This is a genomic window from Flavisolibacter tropicus (assembly GCF_001644645.1).
GTDB classification, from domain to species: Bacteria; Bacteroidota; Bacteroidia; order Chitinophagales; family Chitinophagaceae; genus Flavisolibacter; species Flavisolibacter tropicus.
This window is the reverse complement of the sequence record NZ_CP011390.1, coordinates 1,847,273-1,864,223: the sequence shown is the minus strand read 5'-3', so window position 1 is coordinate 1,864,223 and position 16,951 is coordinate 1,847,273. Positions and strand designations below refer to the sequence as shown.

15 protein-coding genes are annotated in these 16,951 nt (G+C 43.1%); 2 read left to right on the top strand and 13 right to left on the bottom strand.

The window, feature by feature from the left end; all coding sequences use genetic code 11:
• The first annotated feature begins 90 nt into the window (after positions 1-90).
• The gene (locus SY85_RS07785) at positions 91-756 is read left to right on the top strand and encodes a YoaK family protein (protein WP_236938272.1); all 666 of its coding nucleotides are present in this window, start codon (positions 91-93) and stop codon (positions 754-756) included.
• A gap of 476 nt (positions 757-1,232) precedes the next feature.
• On the opposite strand, the gene SY85_RS07780 is transcribed toward SY85_RS07785, so the two are convergent.
• The 4 genes from SY85_RS07780 to SY85_RS07765 form a co-directional block, all read right to left on the bottom strand.
• A complete protein-coding gene (locus tag SY85_RS07780) occupies positions 1,233-2,498 on the bottom strand; it encodes an SEL1-like repeat protein (protein ID WP_066403189.1) in 1,266 nt (421 codons plus the stop codon).
• Between the two features lie 237 nt (positions 2,499-2,735).
• Positions 2,736-4,574, bottom strand: a complete 1,839-nt coding sequence (gene aspS / locus SY85_RS07775) for an aspartate--tRNA ligase (RefSeq protein ID WP_066403187.1) — start codon at positions 4,572-4,574, stop codon at positions 2,736-2,738.
• A gap of 113 nt (positions 4,575-4,687) precedes the next feature.
• The gene (locus SY85_RS07770) at positions 4,688-5,227 is read right to left on the bottom strand and encodes a hypothetical protein (RefSeq protein WP_066403185.1); all 540 of its coding nucleotides are present in this window, start codon (positions 5,225-5,227) and stop codon (positions 4,688-4,690) included.
• An 817-nt stretch (positions 5,228-6,044) separates the two neighbouring features.
• A complete protein-coding gene (locus tag SY85_RS07765) occupies positions 6,045-6,533 on the bottom strand; it encodes a hypothetical protein (protein ID WP_066403183.1) in 489 nt (162 codons plus the stop codon).
• Between the two features lie 224 nt (positions 6,534-6,757).
• Here SY85_RS07765 and SY85_RS07760 point away from each other — a divergent pair, with 224 nt between their 5' ends.
• Positions 6,758-7,246 (top strand): GNAT family N-acetyltransferase, encoded by a 489-nt coding sequence (locus tag SY85_RS07760; RefSeq protein ID WP_066403181.1) that lies wholly within the window; start codon positions 6,758-6,760, stop codon positions 7,244-7,246.
• Between the two features lie 71 nt (positions 7,247-7,317).
• Here the strand turns inward: SY85_RS07760 and SY85_RS07755 are convergent, their stop codons facing one another.
• The 9 genes from SY85_RS07755 to SY85_RS07710 all read right to left on the bottom strand — a co-directional run bounded on the left by SY85_RS07755 (position 7,318) and on the right by SY85_RS07710 (position 16,945).
• Positions 7,318-7,851, bottom strand: coding sequence for a hypothetical protein (locus tag SY85_RS07755; RefSeq protein WP_066403178.1), 534 nt, complete (start codon positions 7,849-7,851; stop codon positions 7,318-7,320).
• Positions 7,852-7,907: 56 nt separating this feature from the next.
• Positions 7,908-8,387 carry an energy transducer TonB gene (locus SY85_RS07750; protein WP_066403176.1) on the bottom strand — a complete coding sequence of 160 codons (480 nt, stop codon included), beginning with the start codon at positions 8,385-8,387 and terminating at the stop codon, positions 7,908-7,910.
• A 201-nt stretch (positions 8,388-8,588) separates the two neighbouring features.
• Complete coding sequence (locus SY85_RS07745; protein ID WP_066403174.1) at positions 8,589-8,972, bottom strand: VOC family protein; 384 nt, start codon at positions 8,970-8,972, stop codon at positions 8,589-8,591.
• 771 nt (positions 8,973-9,743) lie between these two features.
• Entirely contained in the window at positions 9,744-10,901 is a 1,158-nt protein-coding gene (locus tag SY85_RS07740) for a BamA/TamA family outer membrane protein (protein WP_066409484.1), read from the bottom strand.
• A gap of 402 nt (positions 10,902-11,303) precedes the next feature.
• Entirely contained in the window at positions 11,304-12,323 is a 1,020-nt protein-coding gene (locus SY85_RS07735) for a DMT family transporter (protein ID WP_226999045.1), read from the bottom strand.
• A 992-nt stretch (positions 12,324-13,315) separates the two neighbouring features.
• Complete coding sequence (locus SY85_RS07725) at positions 13,316-13,837, bottom strand: MepB family protein (protein ID WP_066403161.1); 522 nt, start codon at positions 13,835-13,837, stop codon at positions 13,316-13,318.
• Positions 13,838-13,973: 136 nt separating this feature from the next.
• Positions 13,974-14,390: a DUF1801 domain-containing protein gene (locus tag SY85_RS07720; RefSeq protein WP_066403160.1), complete on the bottom strand. Its 417-nt coding sequence runs from the start codon at positions 14,388-14,390 to the stop codon at positions 13,974-13,976.
• 163 nt (positions 14,391-14,553) lie between these two features.
• Positions 14,554-15,126 (bottom strand): dihydrofolate reductase family protein, encoded by a 573-nt coding sequence (locus SY85_RS07715; protein ID WP_066403157.1) that lies wholly within the window; start codon positions 15,124-15,126, stop codon positions 14,554-14,556.
• Positions 15,127-15,373: 247 nt separating this feature from the next.
• Positions 15,374-16,945: a DUF6770 family protein gene (locus tag SY85_RS07710; RefSeq protein ID WP_148661135.1), complete on the bottom strand. Its 1,572-nt coding sequence runs from the start codon at positions 16,943-16,945 to the stop codon at positions 15,374-15,376.
• Positions 16,946-16,951: the final 6 nt, after the last annotated feature.

The following is a 16,951-nucleotide window of genomic DNA, read 5'->3' as shown; positions in this document are numbered from 1 at the left end:
TATTAGTTATCTTTGCGTTCATTTTAAAGTAGTATGTTCAGGCACCGGGGAAAGAGCAGAACATTAACGCATAATTTAAAGCTCGCTTCTTTGTTATCCTTTGTCGCTGGCATCGTTAATGTCAGTGGGTTATTTGCTGTGCAGCGACTGACAACCAACGTAACCGGGCACTTTGCTTTTTTCGCTGATGAAATGGTAAATAAGAACTTTGACCAGGCAGTTGTTTATTTGTTATTCATCTTGGCCTTTTTGTTTGGCGCTTTTTTCTCTAATCTCCTGTTGGAGGTGATTTCCAAAGTGAACGAACGCTTTATCAACACGATTCCAGTTCTAATGGAAATTTCCATTCTGGCGTTTATTGCTTTTCTCCATCCAGCCACTATTCATGCAAAGGTCAATATAGTTGCTTGTCTGCTTTTGTTTTCCATGGGTCTTCAAAATGCCTTAGTTACATCACTGTCCAACTCTGTTGTTCGAACCACGCACCTGACTGGACTGTTTACCGATTTGGGCATCGAGCTGTCTCAACTTTTCTTTTACAAAAAAGAGGAACAACAGAAAAAACTCATTGCTTCCATCAAACTACGTCTTACCATCATCTTCTTTTTCTTTTTAGGCGGTATAACCGGGGGCTATGGCTATTTGGTTATCGGAATAAAAATCCTGTTATTGTCTGTGATAACATTGATAAGCGCCTTGATCTATGATAGCATTAAATTCCAACTGGTAAGCATAAAGAGAAAATACCTGCGTTAGGTTTTAACCGGTCTTACCTGATTGGCTTACTACTTAGGAAGAATTTTAGACACTATCAATACCGATCAAAAAACGATCCCTTTTATAATGCAGTCGACACCCGGAGGAACAACCAGAGTACCCGAAGCTGAATGAGAGGTAAGACCAGTAAGCCTTAAAACCGTCCGGGACACGGGTTGTGCTAGGATAATCGGCCAAATTAGTGGTTACACTCTGGGTGGACCACGAATAGGTGCCCGGCGGGAGACCAATAAAACTGCCTATTCGTTGCCGTTGGTTGCCGTTGGTCGCCGACCAACGGTTCACCTATTTCGAAAGTATGCAAGGCGTTGAATGAAAGTGTTGTTATTGTCTGTTGGGATAATTTCTCAGATGGCGCTTTTGTTTTACCAGATATTCATTTAAAACAAGAACCGTTGGTCGGCGACCAACGGCAACGAGTGGAAGACCCCGCTTAGGCCCTAAATTTCATTTCGTCATTTTTTTGAGTCCTCTGACTTTTTGTGCCACTCTGCTGCTTTTTTCATATCCTTTTTCAATCCAATTCCCGTTTCATACATTAATGCTAGATTGTTCATCGCATCAGCACTTCCAGCATCTGCGGCCTTTTGATACCACTCCCTTGCTTTTTGATAATCAGTTATTACCCCTTCTCCATTTTGGTACATCCATCCTAAGTTGTTCATGGCATCACTGCTGCCTAGCGTAGCGGCCTTTTCATATGACTGCATCGCATTTTGGTAATCTATACTGACTCCTTCACCTTTTTCATGCATCCATCCAATATTATTTAAAGCTTGAGCATTATTAGCTGACGCTGCTTTTTGATACCATTTCATGGCTGTTAGATAGTCAACTGCGACTCCTTCACCATGCTGAAACATCCATCCCAGATTGTAAAAAGCAATATTATAGCCAACATCCGCTGATTTTTTGTACCATTCTATAGCTTTTTGGGCATCTTTATCAACCCCCAAGCCTTTATGATAAAGCCACCCTATATTGTTCATTGCCCGTGCGTTGCCATCTTTATACGCCTTTTGGTACAAGTTCATAGCTTTGTGGTAATCTATATTTACGCCTTCACCTTTCTCATACATATATCCCATATTAAATGTAGCATCAGAAACCCCAAGGAGAGCTGCTTTTTCATACCATTGCATAGCCTTTTGGTAATCTACATTCACTCCCTCACCGTTCTCATACATCCATCCTAGACTATTCATAGCATTAGCATTTCCTGCTTGTGCTGCTTGTTGATAATACTCCATTGCTCTTTGGAGGTCTACATTTACACCTTCGCCATTTTCGTACATCCATGCAAGATTGTAGATGGCATCGGCATTCCCTGCATCAACTCCTTTTTTGTACCACTCGATAGCTTTTAGGTTGTCTTCTTTTACACCTTCTGCTTTATCATACATCCATCCGATATTAGCCATAGCTGAAGAGTTTCCTTGCTCTGCGGCCTTTTTGTAATACTCCATGGCCAAATGAAAATCCTTACTTACACCTTCTCCCTTTTCATACATCCATCCAATTTCATTCATTGCTGAAATGTCCCCAGTCTTTGCCGCTTTATGATACAACTCAAATGCTTTTGAATATTCTCCATAATCATAAAGTTTTTTTGCTTCTCCATATAAGGAGTCTTTGTTTTTGCAAGATTGTACAAGTACAGTTATTCCGTTTAAAGAAATTATAAACGCTAAAAATCGAAAACTATAATCTGTTATTCTCATTTGATCTTTGATGTTTTGGAAGTTCCATCAGTGTTACAAGCAGCGGGCTAGAGATTGATGAAGGCCGGATAGACTTTATTATTCCATTTAGTTATAAGTGAAAGATAATCAAAGTTCAGTTGTTGGTGCAGCTACTACACAAGGACTAAAAGGTCCTATATAGAAAATGTTGAAGCAAAGTTATAAAAATACCCGCAGCTTTATAAACTGCGGGTACCCATTATAGTAATTATACTCTTATTTGCTATCCAACTTAATATGCAATTCATCCAGTTGCTTTTCATCAATAGCGCTTGGTGCATCTAGCATCACATCGCGGCCGCTATTGTTTTTAGGGAAGGCAATAAAGTCGCGGATGCTTTCACTACCGCCTAGGATAGCACAGGTACGGTCAAAGCCAAAGGCAATACCACCGTGTGGTGGTGCACCGTATTCAAACGCACCCAGCAGGAAGCCAAACTTGTGATTAGCCTCTTCATCCGACATACCTAGCGCAGCAAACATTTTTTCTTGCAATTCACGCTGGTAGATACGAATAGAACCACCACCAATTTCATTACCATTCAACACCATATCATAGGCATTCGCCTTGATGTTGGCATACGGGTGCTTCAGGTATTCAGCTGCATTTTCAATCACCGGGTTATTGTTGATCATAACCTCAATTTGTGAAGGCTTGGGTGATGTGAACGGATGGTGACGCGCTACCCAACGGTTTTCTTCTTCTGCATATTCAAACAGCGGGAAGTCTAATACCCACAGCAGTTTGAACTCGTCTTTCTTACGCATACCTAAGCGTTCGCCCAGCTCTAAGCGCAATTCGCTAATGGCTTTACGGGTTCTTTCTTCCGCACCAGCTAAGATCAGGATCAGATCGCCGGGTTGTGCATTGGTATATTGAGCAATGGCCTTCAGTTGGTCTGCATTGAAGAACTTGTCTACGCTGCTCTTAAACGTGCCATCTGCATTGCATTTGATATTCACCAGGCCTTGCATGCCAATCTGTGGACGCTTTACCCAATCCGTTAGTTCATCAATTTGCTTGCGCGTATACTCAGAAGCGCCGGGTACAGCAATGGCGACTACAGTTTCTGCATTATCAAAAACAGGGAAGCCACTACCCCCAGCCCCTAAAGGGGAGCTGCTAAGCTGCGTTTGCTTATCCAGGAATACAGAAGCTGGAACCTTAAGGTTCGCGACCTTCATGCCGAAACGGATATCAGGTTTGTCGATACCATAGTTCCACATGGCATCTTCCCATGTCATGCGCTCTACAGACTCAGTATAGTCGATATTCTTAACGGCTTTGAAGATGAATTTCATCAGGCCTTCAAACATGTTCAGGATGTCTTCCTGCTCTACAAAGGCCATCTCACAGTCTATCTGTGTAAACTCCGGCTGACGGTCGGCACGCAGGTCCTCATCACGGAAGCATTTTACGATCTGGTAGTAACGGTCATAGCCACTCACCATCAGCAATTGCTTAAAGGTCTGTGGCGACTGGGGCAGGGCATAGAACTGACCTTCATTCATACGGGATGGCACTACAAAGTCGCGGGCTCCTTCCGGAGTAGACTTGATCAGGAAAGGGGTTTCAATATCCATAAAACCTTGCTGGTGCAGGTAGTCGCGTGTGGCGCGGTTTACCGCATAGCGTAGTTCCAGGTTGCGCTTCACCGCATTACGACGCAGATCAAGGTAGCGATATTTCATGCGCAGGTCGTCACCGCCATCGGTATCGTCCTGGATAGTGAAGGGGGGAACCGCCGATTTATTCAGGATCTTGAACGATTCAATCGTGATCTCCACATCGCCGGTAGGGATGTTCGCATTTTTGTTGCTACGCTCGGTAACCGTACCGGTAGCTTGCAGCACATACTCACGACCCAGAGGCTCCGCATCCAGCTGAGGGTTCAGGTTCTCATTAAAATACAATTGGGTAATGCCATAACGATCTCTCAGGTCAACGAAAGTGATAGAACCAAACTTTCTTACTGCCTGTACCCAACCAGCCAGTGTGACTTTATTGCCCACGTTCTGGATTCTTAATTCTCCGCAAGTATGTGAACGAAACATAATAATACTCCTGTCTCCGCCGCCGGCGGATCAATTTGATTGATCAATAGAATGAGCGGCAAAGATAAGTGAGGAGCTCCGGCTTTCAGGGACATGTTTCTCACAGGTTTTCCTTAATCGGGAGGAGTATTTGTGTTAGGCAAAACGGCCAAAGTAGGCGGGGAGGCGTGTCGTTGCGCACGTTTTTCGACATAAATGATGTTCATACCACCGCTTGCTGTAACACACCAATTAGAGAGTTCCTGCATAACAGGCTCTTTTACTGCAGCTTTTTCTACAGGCTTTGCCTCCTTCACTGTTTCCGTCTCTTTTTGCTTAGGCAGCGCCGCTTTTAGCCCCAGTGCTTTTATTTCTTCCTCTGTTTTCCCCTGACGCAGCCACCGTACGGCCTTGCCGGTCAGTGTTCCAAACAGGCCCTGTTTGCGCACTGTCTTGGGCAGGGTATAGTACCACTTGCGCACCATTTTAGAAGCCTCTTTAAACTCGCGTTTACGCAGGCACAGCAAGGGGTAGTGCTCGTCCTGGCTCATGCGTTTTTTGGTACCAGGCGTGGGTTCGTCTTTTAGGCGCATGTAGTACTTGTCGCCCATTTTGTAAAATACCATATCATCAATCGTTCCGGTAATAAAGAGTGGGCCTGCCTGTCGTGCCATAGGGGTGAGGGTTTAATGATTAATTATGGATGATTGCTTATTGCTAAATATTTTAGTAAATTTACACCCTTCTTTTCTCCCTTGCAAGGGATGCACACAGTTTAGTTATACACATCTTTTTTTCTTTTACTATTTCCTTACGGATGATTCCTGCAGTTGCTACGACCCGATAGCGGCCTGGGAAGGGCTGTGGTAGGGCCGAGGTACGGATGAAGTACGGGTGAAGTACGGGTGAACCCACAGACTCCCTACAGGTTAGTAGGACGTTACTAGGAGATTACTAGGAAGAGCCCCTGCAGACAGGATGACGGGAGGATGGCGGATGGCTGATTTTAGGATGGCTGATCTGAGGGCTCCTATTTAGAATCGGGCTTTGGTTAGAGGAAATGGGTAAAGCAGGTTGGAGCAGCGCCTTATATTGCGCCCTGTACTTACAGACTGACTGTATAATTAGAGTCGGGCGGAATATACAGCGCCTGCAGTATCTCTAACTATCAGCTGATGTTGGCTTCTTTGCTTACTGCACCCAAGGTTGGGAAGGGTACGCGTAAAACGACCCACCTATCGTAAACAAGGTTCAAGAAAGCGGAGGGGTGCTGTGCGTGGGCCGGCCCGGCAGCCGGAGGCGCATTGGCGGTCCCGCACGTGCGGGATTGATCTTTTTGGTTCTTTTTGCATCAAGGCAAAAAGAACGTAAAGCATGATAAGGGAGGGTTACAAGTAATAAATGTCTAATCACTTCTTGCTACAATCGGGGTTTCGCCACGCTCAAATCCGCGCAGTGAAGACCCCGCTTGAACACGCAGTTAATGCGTTATCAAGCAGTGTGTTTACCCAATAAATGGGTTCTGAAAAAATAACGCCATGGCATGGCTACTATAGGAAATATCACCCAGATGAATACACGCGCCATTCCTTCTGCAGGGGAACCTGCTAACTCATTTTTAGCCCATAAAGGATAGGCTACGATTGCTAACCAGGCAAGTTTGTAAACGATCTCAAACAACACAATGGGCAGCATCTTTAGCGGGCGAATAATACCAATAAACGAGATGATGGCATACGAGCCCCACATGCACCAGGCAGCAGCATTTGCATTGTCCCAAGGTCCCTTGTGATTAAAGATATGGCTCCAGGCATCGTAGCTAAGAAAGAAAAACATTAAAGTGAACAGAAGCCTGAGCAGGTAAATGTTGATGCGCGGAACACCTTCGTAGCGTTCATAGTCGCGCTTAAAGATAGTAAAAGGATGAAAGCGGGATGTATGAGGTGTTTCTGCTTTGGGCGATAACGGAATGGATGTCATGGTGATTCGGTTTAGATCGGTTAAACAATTTCTATAACCAAACTACTGACAAAAGATGCTGGGTAAAACGGACTGTCTACAAACAGCATGTATTTGTCAACCAACGACAAGAACCAGGTCTGGGCTGTTTGCATTGACGCCTCTTATTATTGACAATACACCTAATGCAAGTGTGTACCGTTTTATTTAGCATCTATTATTTTCTTTGTAGTAAATAGCCTGCCATGGAAGGAATAGAAATAAAGCCCTATGACGATAGTTTGAAACAAGAAGTAGGCGCACTTATTGTAAGCATTCAACATGACGAGTTTTTAATACCCATAGATCTTGAGGCGCAGCCCGACTTAAAAGCAATCCCAAGTTTTTACCAGGTAAACAATGGCAATTTTTGGGTGGCTATTTATGACAATAAAGTGGTAGGCACCATTGCACTGCTGGATATTGGTGATCGAATGGGTGCGCTACGAAAGATGTTTGTGCATAAAGACTTTAGAGGAAAGGAGTGGGGTGTGGGACAATCACTGTTAAATACACTCTTGGATTGGGCTAAGAAAAAGAACTATGCAACAATCTACCTGGGCACTACAGAAAAGTTTGTGGCGGCCCAACGCTTTTATGAAAAGAATAGTTTTGATGAAGTGGATAAACAGCTTTTGCCATCAACCTTTCCTATTATGAATGTAGATGTGAAGTTTTATAAGCGCTCGGTGTAATAATAGATGGCATTACACCGAGCGCTTTTGAATAGATAATGTGGGGTAGAAAAGAAGATCCGTGTTAAGCGTTATTCTCTCCGGCGGAATAAATTAAAGCTATAGGATAAGCGAAGCCCTACTGAACTTAAAGTGTGTTCCTTGCCTGCACGATCGGTTTCATATTTCAATCCGAAATTTAAAACATTGCCAGCCTGCCCTACTTCCAAGCTATAGCCTCCCTCCAATGCTGCAGCAATGCCATCGCCATGGCTAGCCTCGGATTCGTTTGGTGCAGCTACTACCACACGACAGTAACCTGCCTGGGGCTCCAGGTAAAAGCCTGTTTTGGTTTCAGAAAAGATATGCTTGTAGCCAAGTTTGATAGAAACGTAGGCTGCGCTTGCATCAACGTCTTTGTTTTTTACCGGAAAAAAGGCCAGGTCCATCAATTCCAGTCGTGCGCTTTGGTTGCCCACTTCATTTAAGGGGAAGTCGTAATAGGCAAAAGCGCCAAAACCCAGTTTATACTTGTCGGCGTTTTTGCCAACAACCTTTGCCATTTGCAGTTGGGCCTGTACTGTTGTTCCAGTAATAAGTAGTCCTAAAATAAGCAATAGTCTCATGTGTTTGATCGTTGGTTTAATGAGTGAATAGGTATGAAATAAGATGTTAGGGTATATTATTTCACTTCTGATACTACAAACGTAAGTGGCTGCTTACGGTAGGCTTTAACCGGTTGGCCATTCATCATAGCTGGTTGCCATTTTGGCGATTTGCGCAGCACGCGTACCACTTCTTTTTCCATTCCATAACCTAAGTTGGTTAGCGGGCGTATATCAGACAGGTTGCCTTGTTTATCTACAATAAATTGAACCACCACCATATACTGACCGGCAGGTGCTTTGCGGCGCACGGGAACATCTGCTTTGAGGTTGTTTTCTAAAAATGTTCTCCAGCCATTTTCGCCACCCGGAAAGGTGGCCTCCAAATCCACTTTTGTAAAAATAGTTGTATCAACACTGGTTGTGTCTCTTGCTGGTAATGTGACAAGGATAGGCGTAACAGATGATTCTTTAGATTGGTTAGCAAAGGAGTTCGTAACGCTAAATAGAAAGGTAGCCGACAAGGCTGATAGCAGCAAGCCAATGCGCATTTGCATAGTAGTTAGTTTTAGTAGCCATAAAGTTATAGGAAATTGTAATATAAGAAAAGTGGCAGCTAAGTCAAGCCGCTATACGCAAAGTTTGAAACTTGTATGGCGTTGCGTTTCTTTCGAGTCTATTGGATGTGAGAGGAGAATTTGGAGATAAAAAGACTACAATACGTTTGAAGATGTGCTGTAGTCTTTTTAACTGGAAGTTTATGACATGGAATGTAAGGAGATGTGATTTCCTTCTGTGTCTTCAAACGTAGCGAAGAAACCCAGCTCCGGAGTGATCTGTGTTTTGGGTAAAACAATCTTGCCGCCAGCACCTTCTACACGGTTCAACACAACACTTAAATCATTGCCGCCATTTAAATAAACGCGTACTCCTTTGCTGGTTGGCGCATACCCTTGACCCTGTACTATGGCGCCACCAATACCACCGCCTTGTTGGTCGTACAATAAAAAGCCCATACGAACGGGTCCCATTGGCATGTCGGGCATTTGATAGTCGTAGATAGTACTGTAGAATGCTTTTGCGCGGTCAAAATCAGTTACTGGAATTTCTACCCAGTTGATAGCATTTGTTGTCATTTCCATTTCGTGTTAATTATATGTTTTGGTGAAAAGGTCGTTCACAAGTTCACGGGTTCACAAGTTCACGGGTTCACAAGTTCACGGGTTCACAAGTTCACGGGTTCACAAGTTCACGGGTTCACAAGTTCACGGGTTCACAAGTTCACGGGTTCACAAGTTCACGGGTTCACAAGTTCACGGGTTCACAAGTTCACGGGTTCACAAGTTCACGGGTTCACAAGTTCACGGGTTCACAAGTTCACGGGTTCACAAGTTCACGGGTTCACAAGTTCACGGGTTCACAAGTTCACGGGTTCACAAGTTCACGGGTTCACAAGTTCACGGGTTCACAAGTTCACGGGTTCACAAGTTCACGGGTTCACAAGTTCACGGGTTCACAAGTTCACGGGTTCACAAGTTCACGGGTTCACAAGTTCACGGGTTCACAAGTTCACGGGTTCACAAGTTCACGGGTTCACAAGTTCACGGGTTCACAAGTTCACGGGTTCACAAGTTCACGGGTTCACAAGTTCACGGGTTCACAAGTTCCAATCTACTAATAAAAACAGTGTAATGTAAAAGACGCTATAAAGACTACAAAAGTTTGCACGCTCAGACTCAGGTTTAAACCTGGTGTGAAAACTTTTGTAGTCGAGTAACATTTATTAAAAGGTGAACAAGAGAACTCGTGAACTACAGAACGCCTTTTTGTAGTCTAGAACCTTTCACGAACTTGTGAACATGTAAACCTATAAATTGAAGCATAGCAAGTGGATATTCTATGAGGAGCGAGACTTACCGGTTCCAGTTGTGGCCAAATACAATATACCAGCCAAAGCTGCCGGGGCCTGCTGCTACATCAATCCCTGCCCTTATCTTAAATACTCTTGCAATTAAATAACGAAAGCCGCCACCAACGTTGTAGGCCGACTGCGTTTCACTAGCGCTTTCATCTCGTTGGAAGGCTTTGCCATAGCCTGCAAAGGCCACAGCACTCCATCGCAGGTTAAAGTCAAAACGCTGCTCGGTTTCTACCAAAGCGGTTGTGTATCCCTGGTATTTTACAGCAGGCACACCCCGCATGGCTAGAGAAGGAAGGGCATAGAATGGCGGATCGCCAAATACCTGGTTGAACTCAGCACGAAAGCCACTGATCCATTTCTTTTTGAATGGGATAAACCAGTTCAGTGCGCCTGAGAGTTTTTGGTATTCAAAATCACTGCCGGTCCAGTTATCATTCATCGTGTATAGAATATTTACACGAAAGCCCTTGTCGGCTGTAAAGAAACTATTGCGTTTATCCCAATCGGTAAATAGACCCAGGCTTCCTATGTTGCTCTTAAAGCTGGAGGGTTGAATGTCGTTTGGTAAACTGTCTTTAAACAAGGCCTTCAATTCGTTTTTGGCAAAGAAGTATTGCACGCCCAAATACACATCCTTCTTTGATATCCTCTTGGATAATGAAAGAAGGATCGGTACAGTTTTGATGCTGAAGTCAAATTCTTTTTCACCCAGGTTCGGTAGCTCTCTGAAAAACGAAAGGTTGATGTCTGCCACACCTGCGGCAATCCGGTATTTTAGACCTTTAGCCGGAATGCTGCCAATGCGCATGCCACCCAGCAACCAGCTCTTGTTGGCTGTATACATAGCAACTCCGGCTGTAATATCGGGTGGAATATATCCTGTAAAGCCGGGTGGTCTTTTTTTGGGTGTTAGAAACACGGGTACAATAGCCAAACCAAAACTACCCAATGCCGGTTCCGTGATAATGAAGGGTACTGGAATAAAGCCTTTGGCGTCTATTAAAAAACGACTGAAGTCGAGCTTGCCATCCAATGTATCTCTCATGATGGATTTTTCGGCAGGCTTAGCTGTGGTATCTGTTTGGGCTATCGCATTGCTATGTATTAAAATGGTGACAAGAAAACAATAGATAGGCAGCATCAACTTCATGATAATTAGTTTGGGCATAGAGAACCAATAAAGATGAGGTGCGGCTAAATGAGGTTTATGCCCTCTAATTTAATTGCTTTTGATAAGAGGGTTTGTATAGAAGGCCTATGGAGTTGCCCGAAAATCTAAGGAGGTGGTGATGGCAGCGTAAGCCAGCAGAAGTCAGCGCAGGCCCCCAGCCCCCAAATGGCGCCGATGGCGCAGCGATTTGAACCACGGAGACACCGGGAACACAGAGAGGCACAGAGGAAAGGAGATTAATAAAGAATGTCTATAAATAGAAACATTCCTGTGTTGGAGTGCTTTTGTTATGTAAGAGTGTTTGTTCTTCTGGTATTGTGCGTGGAACACTTCCCCTTCGGGGAGGCCGGGAGGGGCTTTACGTGTTACCATATACGCTCATTACCGTTTTGTACTTCGTTGTGCAATTACTAGTCCACCGATCACTAAGGCTATACCGGCTAGTGTATAAATGCTAATAGGATCATGCATAAGCCATGCGGCAATAGCAAAGCCAAACAAAGGGCAAAGAAATAGCCAGAGTCCTGCTCTTACTGCATTACGTTGAAGTAGCCACATCCACAGTAGCACGGCTGCAATGGAAACGGGGATAGCCAACCATAAAACAGAGAGCCAGAAAGTCGAATTGAAATGATTAAGCGCTGTATTGTAATTGAATAGCGCAAAAGGTAGCAATAGCAATCCTCCAATTAATGTTTGCCAACCATTAATGGTAAACAGGGGTAAACCATTCCATCCTTTGGCTGAGAAATAAATAGCGCCAACGGAGTAGGAGAGCATGCTGAATAAAATTAGCGCTAATCCTTTAGCGGTTACAGCGGCTTGTCCCAATAACGGCCAGGCGGCACAGACTACTCCTGCTGCACCTAACAGTAAGGCTGCTACAATAGGGCCCGTTAATTTCTTTTTTAGAAAGAAGACGGATAGAAAGCTAATGATAACAGGGTTGGTGGCTACAGCCAGCGCACCGATGCCAGCTGTTACGGACTGCATAGCAATAACATAAACGCCCAGGTAAATGGTGATGTTCAATAAGCCATAGATGGTTAGCTGCTTCCATTCTTTTCCCTTGGGTAGTCTATTGCCTTTAATGAGATGGGTGTAGGTAAGCATGATAACTGCCGCTACTCCAAAGCGTACTACTGCTATTACTAAGGGTTGCGCTATAGTAAGCCCAATCTTAGTGGCTGTAGAGGCTGATGCCCATAGGGCGGCGAATAACAATCCAGCGGCGATCCAGGTATATTTGTTTGTTGTTTGTGTCATGAGAAAAGACGGCGCAAAAATAGGCGAACTCTTTATAGTAGTATGTGATTGATTGTTTTGGATAAGTGGACTTAGTTGTTGTATGTAGAGGAAGATCAAATTATAGTTCACACTGTCCTGAGTTTGTAACCGCAAGTGTTCGAAAGTTTTAATTGGTACTTAGAGTTGCATTAAAACAGCTCTAACCTTACTTCCATACCAGAAAGCAAGGTACCCTACTCAAAACCCACTCGCCCAAAAAAGTATCGGAGCGGTCCAGCGCCTTATATTGCGCCCCTATTTACAATCTCACTGTATTATTTGAGTCGGGCGGAATATACAGCGCCTGCCGTTTCTCCATATAGCAGCGTTTTCTAACTTCTTTGCTCACCGCATCTACCTTTTGGAAAGATACACTTACATTGACCAACCTATCCTAAACAGGGATCAAAGCAGTGGAGGGTTGCTGTGCGTGGGTGGCCCGGCAACCGGAGGCGCATTGGCGGTCCCGCACGTGCGGGATTGATTTTTTGCTCCCCTTTTTTATCAAGAAAAAAGGGGAAAAGAAAGAGGAAGAAGGAACACTCAAAACGAAAGTCTCTCATCCGATTAATCCATTCCAAATCCTGTCTATCCACGGTCCAAAAAGTGGAAAAGATAGATGAAGAAAGACCTGTTACATTATCAACATGACCATTACGTACTCCAAACAGAAGTAGCAAAATCAACAATGAATGATGTGTTCTAGATATTTCGAACACTTGTGGTTACAAACCCCATGTGTTCGAAACCTTATACTAAGGTTAAAAGCAAGACTGTTATACGTAGGTATTCTTTGCGCATCTCTGCGACCTCTCTGCGGGCTTTGCGGTAAAAATTAACCGCAAAGAGCAGCAAAGCATTCGCAAAGGAACGCAAAGTGTACGTTTCGAATATCTGCGGTCCAAAATGTTGAAAAGATAAGTAAGAAGGAACACCAGCTTCAACAACTGGATCATTTCTTACCTAGGCAAAATATATAAAGAATACTGTGGCCAGGATCTTTCGAACACTTGTGGTTACAAACTCTGGACGGCGGTCGTTTATTATGTGTAGAAACACTACAAATAGCTTAGAGACGTTGCAACGATTCTATTAAAGCTTTTGATTTAGTGTTGTAGTAGGGAAGTATTAGTAATAAAAAGCAGTTGCTGGAGCTTAGCGTTGTCTATGTCGTTTTTGTTGGTGAAGTCAATAAAATAATCTAGTTGCCATTTTTGTGTTTTCTCGGCCTGCTTGTTGACAGCTTTATCCCATGGCGGATAAACTCTAACGCCTCGTTTGCCTTCCTTCTCATTGCCAGATACGATGCCTTTATTGTATAACGTATGTTTAGGAAAAATAAACTGTCCTAGTTTATTGTCATTCCTGGTGCTGATAATAACTAAGTCCCAGTCGTCAGATATATGAAATGGTTCAATAGGGCCCTTGCCATTCCTTTTCCAGATAGTAACAAATTGCCCTGTCTTAGTGGGTGTGATTTTAGCCGCTCTATACTTAATGGATTGGTTGTTGATCTTAAAAGTAAAAGCGTCGTATTCAGCGCTTTCCTCTTCGGGTTTCAATTCCGTGAAAACCAGCCCGCAAGGTTTGTAGATAGTGTCTATTACCAGCAATAGGTCTGGAGGCATGGTAAGATTGTTTGTGAATGTGTTTGGGGTGGAACTACTGTGTTAAGTGTATTGTTTCGGCCCGCTAGTGCCTGCTTTGCTGGACCTTATGTATAGCAAGTGAGACGAGGGCAATCGGGAAGGAAAATCAATGGGTCTATTGCTTTGTACTCAAGGCCGTAGTTAGCATTTCTTCTAACACCTTAATATCTATATCAGACAACTTATTAATGTAAATACATCCTCCGCCTGTTTTGTGTTTGCCTAGCTTTTCAAGTGATGATGCTTGAGCCTTAACATCGCCACACAGATAGATGGTCAGGTTGGCTTTGCGGGGTGAAAAACCAATTTTAAACCAATCTACTTCTCTTCCGGAAGAGGGACTTTTGTATCGTAATTTACCAAAACCGATGATTGAAGTGCCCCAGATTTTGGGATTATCCATTGTCAGTTTTTGCATGAGTTGGATCAGAGTGAAGCTATCTTTTTGTTTTTGTTCAGAAGCTACACTATTGATAAAGTCTTCTATGCTGGCGTCGGTTTCCTTGGTCTTTATTTCAGCTAGTTTTCCCATATACTATTTTGATTGAAGTGATTGTATGAAGTAAACGATCGGGTATAGGCAAAGGCTGGATAGTTACTGCTTGTTCGGATCAAATGCATTTGTGTAACAGTATACAGCTGATTGATCTTCCGTTCACCCAGCTTTTGCCAATACCTTTATTAGTGGATTGTTGTTATTGTCTGTCAACAGTGTAATTCAGTTCCGTTACTCCGGAAGTAAATTGTCGGGTGCTCAATAGTTTTAATTTTATTTGGTCTTTGATGTCTGTAAACAAGGGAATGCCTTGTCCAAGAATAATTGGATTAACAAACAGCCAGTAGCCGTCAATTAAGTTCTGTTGAATCAATGAATGTGTTGCTGTGGGGCTACCGAAAACCAGTATATCACTCCCGGACCCATGCTTTATTTCATTTATTCTGTCCAAAAGGTTGTCGCTAATAATTTTTGTGTTAGTCAAACCCGTGTCTTCCATTGTTTTTGATAAAACAAGTTTGTGAGCCTTGTTATACCACTTGGAATGTTTGATGTCATGTTTGGATGCTCCAGGTTCATCTCCTGCAGTTGGCCAGTAATTTTGCATCATCTCATAGGTTACCCGTCCATATAATGCCGTATCAGTTTCGCTTACCCGTTCGCCAACATGATCGAAAATTTCTTCATCAACTTTAATCCAGTTCATTTCTCCGTTCGGCCCTGCCACAAAACCGTCAAGCGATATGTGCATAAACGAAATTATTTTTCTCATGAGGTTCTATTTTTTATTGTTGTTTATGGTTTGCTGTTGTTTATATACAATAACCGGCAATTTGCTAATATACGTATGTTTTAGTCGGTTATATTTACCCTAAAGCGCAACGGGGAATAGTGAGTTGAGTAATCTAAGTGAGGCTTGGAAAATAGGTGTGGAGAGAGTGGCTACTGACTGATAGGCTATAATAAACAGAGGCCTTTCAATTGAAAGACCTCTGTTAAAATAAAATTCAAAAGGTTAATTATAAAGCTTCAATCGAAAGCTTTGTTTCCTTTGCTTTCTGGTTGTATTCCATAACCATGATATGGCCTTCTTTGGCCGGATAGATATAGGTGTAAACGTTTCCATCATTATGCGGTACGTTACGCACTATTTTCTTTTTTTCCAGATTATAAATAACGGCCCCTTTTGCTTCATCCATAATTAAAAAGTTGGATTTGCTGGTAGTGTTTGTTACTGAGTAAAAGTTGCGGTTGCTAAAAGCAGAAAATGGATCCTTGTTACGAAGAGACCTGGATCTAGAGGCATCTATCTTATTTTCATAGCGGATCTTACCAGTCGAATCTTGTCTTAACAAAACCACATCGGTTTGCTTCACCTTATGTACGCCACTTACGAGTAGCGCAATAGGGGGAAAAATAAAGGGCGCTAAAATGGTAGCTACGGCAATTCCGGGAACATTCACTTTGCGAACATAGGAAGAGCCAACAAAATAGGTGTTGCCCTGGAAGTCACGGATGGTTTTAGCATAGTCGGGATAGAGCTTCCCTTCACTCAACATACCCGTTGTTTTTATTTCTGGTGCTTTGGAGCCATCTTGCCAATAAGAAAACCGTTCTTTTATATCTGATTTTTTAGGCCCGTTGACAAGCAAGGTAAATACCCCGTCGTAGGCACCTCTGCGCATTGTTTTTACGCTAAGAAAATGATCGTCACGTCTCGGATTAATGATAACGCCGGTTACTAAAGGCTTGCCTGTAGCAGGGTCTGCTTCAAAACTCAACACCTTTAATTGATTGCCCTTTTTATCTTTTAGCTCATAATTGTCATAGGCAGTACCGTTAGTAGCATTATAACCTCTCAATTTAAAGCCGCCTTCCCATTTTTGGTGTTTAAATTGTAATAGTAAATAAACATCTGAAGGAGAAGTAAGCATACCAACAACATTTCCATCTGTCATAGTCTTTTGCCAAGTTTCTTTTCCTGTTAAGTCAATGATTGAAAGATGTCTCTGTTTCTCATCACCATAAAAAAGTGAAAATCCTTTACCTGGAATGTTTTTAAGGATCACTTCATTTTTCAAGCGACCAGGAATAGTGGAGGGACGGCTGTTTTTAAAATAAGTCACTTCGTCTTTTAATCTCAGCTCTACTTGTTGTGAGCTGGTATTGATAATTTCACCCTGCAAGTTTACCAGCTGCGTAAACAACTCGTTTTGGGTGCCGTCCAGTGACTTGCGAATCTTTTTCATACTGTTGCCTTTCAGATCAGCCATGTCACTTTTCAGGTAGACAAGGCATAACACATCCTGGTCAAAGGAGACGGCCTGTAATTCTAAATTCTTTTCCCGGAAGTTTAATTTACCAATATCATTAAGGTTTTCGTCCATAATAGATACCTGGTAATTGAACGAATCCTTGCTGGCTTTTTCCAGTTGGGTAAACATCAGGTAGCCGATCAGGGCATCATCCTGTGTAATGGTTTTCATTTGAGAGGAAATATCTTCACTTACCTCTTTAAATACTTTTGACTGGCTCCATGCGGTTGCAGCCCATAAAAGGCTACAAAGCATCATAATTGACTTTGTTCTCATTTTGCG